At 64.6% G+C, this 6,370-nt stretch carries 5 protein-coding genes and 1 tRNA gene; 3 read left to right on the top strand and 3 right to left on the bottom strand.

Features of this window, described 5'->3' with window-relative positions; genetic code table 11:
• Positions 1 to 109 precede the first annotated feature (109 nt).
• The 3 genes from murI to J8847_RS20475 all read left to right on the top strand — a co-directional run bounded on the left by murI (position 110) and on the right by J8847_RS20475 (position 3,076).
• Positions 110 to 952: a glutamate racemase gene (gene murI, locus J8847_RS20485; protein ID WP_373999956.1), complete on the top strand. Its 843-nt coding sequence runs from the start codon at positions 110 to 112 to the stop codon at positions 950 to 952.
• Positions 953 to 1,198: 246 nt separating this feature from the next.
• A tRNA-His gene (locus J8847_RS20480) sits at positions 1,199 to 1,274 on the top strand.
• Positions 1,275 to 1,468: 194 nt separating this feature from the next.
• On the top strand, positions 1,469 to 3,076 hold the full coding sequence (locus tag J8847_RS20475; RefSeq protein ID WP_211526557.1) for a sensor domain-containing diguanylate cyclase: 1,608 nt from the start codon (positions 1,469 to 1,471) through the stop codon (positions 3,074 to 3,076).
• 3 nt (positions 3,077 to 3,079) lie between these two features.
• On the opposite strand, the gene J8847_RS20470 is transcribed toward J8847_RS20475, so the two are convergent.
• The 3 genes from J8847_RS20470 to J8847_RS20460 form a co-directional block, all read right to left on the bottom strand.
• Positions 3,080 to 3,481, bottom strand: a complete 402-nt coding sequence (locus tag J8847_RS20470) for a YXWGXW repeat-containing protein (protein ID WP_211526556.1) — start codon at positions 3,479 to 3,481, stop codon at positions 3,080 to 3,082.
• Positions 3,482 to 3,716: 235 nt separating this feature from the next.
• A complete protein-coding gene (locus tag J8847_RS20465; protein WP_211526555.1) occupies positions 3,717 to 4,061 on the bottom strand; it encodes an energy transducer TonB in 345 nt (114 codons plus the stop codon).
• Positions 4,062 to 4,133: 72 nt separating this feature from the next.
• On the bottom strand, positions 4,134 to 5,912 hold the full coding sequence (locus J8847_RS20460; RefSeq protein ID WP_229429731.1) for a methyl-accepting chemotaxis protein: 1,779 nt from the start codon (positions 5,910 to 5,912) through the stop codon (positions 4,134 to 4,136).
• Between the last annotated feature and the right edge of the window lie 458 nt (positions 5,913 to 6,370).

Raw genomic sequence — 6,370 nt, 5'->3', positions numbered from 1 at the left:
CGGCGGGGGGGGGGCGCCGGGGGGGGGGGGGGGGGTTTTTTTTTGGGGGGGGCGGGGCGCCCCCCCCCCCGCGTCCAACTTCACTTTGCGCCGCCCGAACATGACCCCCATGCTCTCCCCTGACGCCCCGATCGGCATCTTCGACTCGGGCGTCGGCGGCCTGTCGGTACTGCGCCACATCCAGGCGCAGCTGCCGCACGAACACCTCCTCTACTTCGCCGACTCCAGCTTCGCCCCCTACGGCGACAAGCCCGAGGACGTGGTCGTCGCGCGCGTGCTGTCGATCGCCGACTATCTCGCCACGCACGGCGTCAAGGCGCTGGTCGTGGCCTGCAACACGGCCACCGTGGCGGCCGTGCGCGAGCTGCGCGAGCGCTATCCGGCGATGCCCATCGTCGGCGTGGAACCAGGCCTGAAGCCTGGCGCCGCGAGCACGCGCAACGGCAAGGTCGGCGTGCTGGCCACCGAGCGCACCCTGCTCGGCTCCAAGTTCCTGGCGCTGCGCGACCAGATTCACGAAGCGACCGGCGCGGACTTCCTGCTCCAGCCCTGCGTGGGCCTGGCCGACCAGATCGAGTTCAAGGAACTGGATTCGGGCGAGACGGCGGCCATGCTGGAGCGCTACATCCATCCGCTGCTGGACCAGGGCGCCGACACCCTGGTGCTGGGCTGCACCCACTACCCGCTGGTGCGCGCCTCGATCGAGCGCGTGCTGGCCAGGGCCGGCCGCGCGGACGTGGTCTTGATCGACACCGGCGACGCGGTGGCGCGGCAACTGGCGCGCCTGCTGGAAGCCGAACACCTGCTGCGCCCGGCGGGCGAGCAGCCGGCCAGCCTGACCGCATTCACCAGCGCCAGCAGCGCGGCGCTGACTGTTGCGTTCACGAGTTTGCTGGGGATCGATCCGCCGGTGCACGAGGTCGAGATTGCGGTGCCGGTGGTGAGTCAGTAAGCGCTGGCGGTATGCGCACAATTTAGGTTCCGGCCTTCGCCGGAACGACGTCTAAGAGTAGCGGGCCAACGGAGTTGGTTGTGACCCGCCCCCTTCGCCCGTCGTTCCGGCGAAGGCCGGAACCCCAGTTTGCAAACACACCACCTCCCCTTTTCTTGCCCCCCACATTTAAATTTGCCACTTTGCCGAGGAGTTTGTATAATCTTGTTCTGTCTCGACAACGACGAGACAAAAAGCAAGTCAGTGGTGGCTGTAGCTCAGTTGGTAGAGTCCAGGATTGTGATTCCTGTTGTCGTGGGTTCGAGTCCCATCAGCCACCCCAAGAATTCCATGAAAGCCCAGTTTTCGAACTGGGCTTTTTTTTGTTTTTGGACCATACGACCTGCCTAGGGACGCTGTTCTTATGAAAGCACTGACTCTCACGGAAGCGTTTTCCAAACGACAACACACACATCCAGCCCCCTGCCGCCGCTGCGGGTGATATGCTTGACGCGTCCCGCCCACGATGGCCTCTCCATGCCTCCCGACCGCTCATCCGACCCGCACATTTCGCGTCTCGCCGCAAAAAAGCGCCCTGCGGTCCGCTACGTCATTGCCTTCCTGAGCGTGTTCTGCCTGCTCCTGGTCGCCTTCATCACCTGGGACGCCTGGCAGGCGCGCAAGCAGCGCCTGGCGGACACGGCCACCGTCACCTCGAACATGGCGCTCGCGCTCGCCGCACAGGGCGAAAGCACGATCCGCGTGGTCGATACGGTCCTGGCCGGCGTGGTGGAGCGCATCGAGCACGACGGCCTCGACAAGACCGACCGCCAGCGCCTGCGCACCCACCTGCGCAACATGGTGTCGCAGGTCGACGAACTGCACGGCCTGTTCGTCTACGGCGCCGACGGCAGCTGGGTAGTGACCTCGCTCGACCAGCCGATGGGCGGCAATAACTCGGACCGGGCCTACTTCCGCCATCACCGCGTCAGCAAGGACCGCGGCGTGTACGTCGGCCTGCCCGTGCGCAGCCGCTCCACCAACGTGTGGATCCTGCCTGTGTCGCGGCGCCTGAACAATCCCGACGGCTCCTTCGGCGGCGTGGTCCTCGGCAGCATCCGCGTGGATTACTTTTCGCAGCTGTACGAGCGCTTCGACACCGGCCAGTCCGGCACCATCCTGCTCATGCACGACAACGGCACCCTGATCTACCGCCATCCCTTCGACGAACAGCTGGTCGGCAGCGACGTCACCAAGGGTTCGATCTACCGCATTTACCAGGAACAGGGCCCGGTCGGATCGGCGATGCTACGCTCCTATATCGACGGCGTCGAGAGGCTGTACAGCTACCGCCATTTCGACGGCTTCCCGCTGATCGTCGGCACCGCCATGGCGAAGGACGAAATCCTGGCCAAGTGGTGGCGCTCGACCATGGTCCTGGTCGGGGTGATCACAGTGATCATCGCGGCCCTGGCCGGCTTCGGCTGGCGCCTGGCGCGCCAGTTCGTCATCCGCGACAACCTCGAAAAGGAACTGGTGAGCGCACGCGCGGTCCTGCAGCAGGACAACCGCGAGCTTGCCCACCTGGCCGACAACGACGTCCTGACCGGGATCGCCAACCGGCGCCGCTTCGAGTACGAGCTGGAACTGGAGAAGAAGCGCGCGGGCCGCAACGGCAGCCCGCTGTCGCTGGTGCTGGTGGACGTGGACTACTTCAAGAGGTACAACGACACCTATGGCCACGTGGCGGGCGACGACTGCCTGCGGCGGGTGGCGGCCGTGATCCGCGACAGCCTGGGCCGCCCGACCGACCTGGCGGCGCGTTACGGCGGCGAGGAATTCGCAGTGCTCCTGCCCGGCACCGATGCGCATGGCGCGCGCAATGTGGCGGAACACGTCCGGCTGGCGGTGATGCAGGCGGCGATTCCCCATGCGTCCAATCCGCCCGGCGTGGTCACCATCAGCGCCGGTGTATGCACGATGCGCTTCACCAGCGGCGACGACACCGATCCGACCTTGCTGGTGGAACGCGCCGACGCGCTGCTCTACCGCGCCAAGCAGTCCGGCCGCAACCGGGTGCGCAGCGACGACGAAGAAGAAAAACACGACAGCGCGCAGCCCGGACAGGCTGCGCGCCACGCTTGAGGCTTAATAGCGGTTCGGGTTGCGCGGACGCGCGTCGAAGCGGTTCGGCACGCCGTCGCCATCGCGGTCGCGGCGGGCGGCGACCCGTTCGCCGTGGCGCCAGCCGCCGCGCTCCAGGTACCAGCCACTGCTGTCGCGGCGCCACTCAGGACGCTGGTAGGCATAGCCCGGACGATCGCGCTCCCAGTGGCCGCTGACCCACACATGGCGGCGGCCGTTCCAGTCCCAGTAACCCGGCACCCAGTCGTAGCCGCGGCGTGCGGCCGGCACGGCCTCATGGCGCGACGCCGGCGGGGCCTTGTGGACCACCACGACTTCGGTGTGGATCGCAGCATCGGCCTGGGCCGGTGTGAAGGCGGCGGTGCCGATCAGGACGGCGGCGGTGGCGGCGAGAATGCTTTTCATGGTGCTCTCCTTTCGGTTGGTGTGAGACCACTATAGCGAGCCGGGCCGGCGGGATGGGCGAATGAAGGAAGTTATTACAGCCGATACATGAGGCCACAAACCTGTAACAGCGGCGACGAATGTAAAGCGGTGTAAAGCGGGCCGGGCGGCCGGGGGATCGTGCGGGAGGGATACTGCGAGGGTGAGGCGGAAACGACAACCGGCCCCTGAAGGGCCGGCTGCGGAGAACAACAGATTAGTCCAGCTTCCAGGCGTAGTCGACCTTGGTCCAGGTCTGGGCCGGTGCGCCGTCCTTGGTGCCCGGCTTGAACTTGCAGCCGGTCAGGCCTTTGATCAGGGCCTTGTCCAGGTTCTTGAAGCCACTCGACTTGTCGACCTTCGAATCGGCCACCGTGCCGTCGGCGTTGACCAGGAACGACGCCGAGGTGGTGCCCTGCTCTTCGTTCATCAGCGAGGCCTTCGGGTATTCGATCGCGCACTTCTTCGGGTCGAACGATGCCGGGACTTCAGCGGCGAAGGTGGAGGCGCAAGCGCCGGTCAGGGCCAGGGCTGCGAACAGCTTCACGGACAGGTTTTTCATGTTGTTTCCCCAAAAAGTTGATATATGTTTTTCAGTCTCTAGCCGGCTCTCGGGCCGGCCTTTCTTAAAATCCTAGAACTCTTCCCACTCGTCGTTGCCGACGGTGGCGGTGCTCTTCTTCGGCTTGGCGACGGTCTCCTCGTCACCCTTTTCCGCACTCGGCGCGGCAGCCTTGGCGGCCGGCTTCTTCAGCGCCGGCGGGGCCGTGCGCTTGGCTGCGGGACGCGGCACCACGGCAGTCGTGGCGGCCGGCGCCGGTGCAGCCGGTTCGAACTGGAACTGCTCGCCTTCTTCCAGCTTGAAGATGCTGACCACGCGGGCCAGTTCGCCGGCCTGGTCCTGCAGGCTCTGGGCGGCGGCGGCGGCTTCTTCCACCAGCGCGGCGTTCTGCTGGGTCATGCTGTCCATCTCGATGATCGACATGTTGACCTGCTCGATGCCGGCGCTCTGCTCGGCGCTGGCGTTGGCGATCTCGCTCATGATGTCGGTCACGCGGCGCACGCTGGCCACCACTTCGTCCATCGTCACGCCGGCCTGGCCGACCAGCTTGGTGCCGCGCTCGACCTTCTCGACGGAGTCGCCGATCAGGGTCTTGATCTCTTTCGCCGCCGCTGCCGAACGCTGCGCCAGGTTGCGCACTTCCGAAGCGACCACCGCGAAGCCGCGGCCCTGTTCGCCGGCACGTGCCGCTTCCACCGCGGCGTTCAGCGCCAGGATGTTGGTCTGGAAGGCGATGCCGTCGATCACGCCGATGATGTCGGCGATCTTGCTGGCCGAGTTGTTGATCTCGCCCATGGTGCCCACCACTTGCGACACCACGTCGCCGCCCTTGCGGGCCACGTCCGAAGCGGTCGCCGCCAGGGCGTTCGCTTCACGGGCGTTGTCGGCGTTCTGCTTGACGGTCGAAGTCAGTTCTTCCATCGCCGACGCGGTCTTCTCCAGCGAGCTGGCCTGCAGTTCGGTACGCGAGGACAGGTCGATGTTGCCGGCCGCGATTTCACGCGAGGCGGTGCCGATGGTCTCGGTGCCGCGGCGAACCTGCTCGACGATGCCGACCAGGCTGTTGCGCATTTCCTTCATTTCGACCAGCAGGCTGCCGCGGTCGGATTCCTTGGTCTCGATCGCGATCGACAGGTCGCCGTGGGCGATGCTGCCGGCGATCTTGGCGGTGTAGCCAGGCTCGCCGCCGAGCTGCTTCAGCAGGCTGCGGGTGATGAACCATGCCGCGGCGACGCCCAGCACGAGGGCGGCCACCAGCATCACCAGCATGAAGTTACGGGCGTTGGCGAAGGCGGTCTGGGCATCGACGGCGCTCTGCGCGTTCTGCTTCTCTTCCAGGGCGGCCAGCTGGTCCAGGGCCTCGGTCCACTTCTTCTGCACCGGGCGCACTTCCTTGATCATCACGCGGGTCGCGTCCATGGCGTTGTTCGCCAGGTAGAGTTCCGCGGCCTTGGCGATCGCCGGCATGGCGGCGCCTTCGTATTCCTTGATCTGGGCCAGCAGCTTCTTCTCGCTGTCGCTGGCGTGCTGGGCGAAGATCGCCGACAGCTTGCGCTGCGATTCGTTGTACTTCTCGGTCTGGGCCTTGAACTTGTTCATTTCCGGCTCCATGTCGGCCGGATCGGTCATCAGGGTCAGGACGCGCAGCGAAGCAACACGGTCGCCGACGTTGTTGCGCATGTCGACCACCAGGCCGGTCGAGACGTTGTTCACGCTCACCACCTGCTCCAGACGGTCCTGGATCTGCGCCATGCGCAGGACACCTACCACCGTCACGGCTACCAGCAGAACCAGCACCAGTGCAAAACCGAGGGCCAGCCGGCTGCCGACCTTCATGTTGTTCAAATTCATACGCAGTTTTTCCCTGTAACTATTGATCGGACTCGCCCGGAGTGGATGGCGCCGTGCGACGCATCACGAAGCCTTGCTTTGCGGCTTCGCATATTTCCGACAGGATAAATCAAAACCTTGACCCAAAAGTCAGAAATTGTCCTGCCTACCCGGTCTGTTTCGACCGAACAACAGCGTTAATGTCATGCAACCTCTGGGAATGAAGCGATTATCAAGCCTGACTTGCCGCTGAGCAAGCTTTACGAAACATTGCGTAGACTAAATGCTAATAAACTGTGGCAATTTGCCGACAGGCAACAAAAAAGAATGAGCGTGCGTGTTTTGTTTCGATAACTAAACGCAAATACATTTCGGCTAAACACCGCAAGACGAAAGCTCAGGGGATGGATGAGTGAACGATGCGGCACGAAGCGGGTTCGCGAAACGGCGAAGTTTCCGTTACAGTCTGTCTGGACGGA

The sequence above is a fragment of the Massilia sp. AB1 genome (assembly GCF_018119385.1).
Lineage (GTDB): Bacteria > Pseudomonadota > Gammaproteobacteria > Burkholderiales > Burkholderiaceae_D > Telluria.
This window is presented reverse-complemented; position numbering and strand designations above follow the sequence as displayed.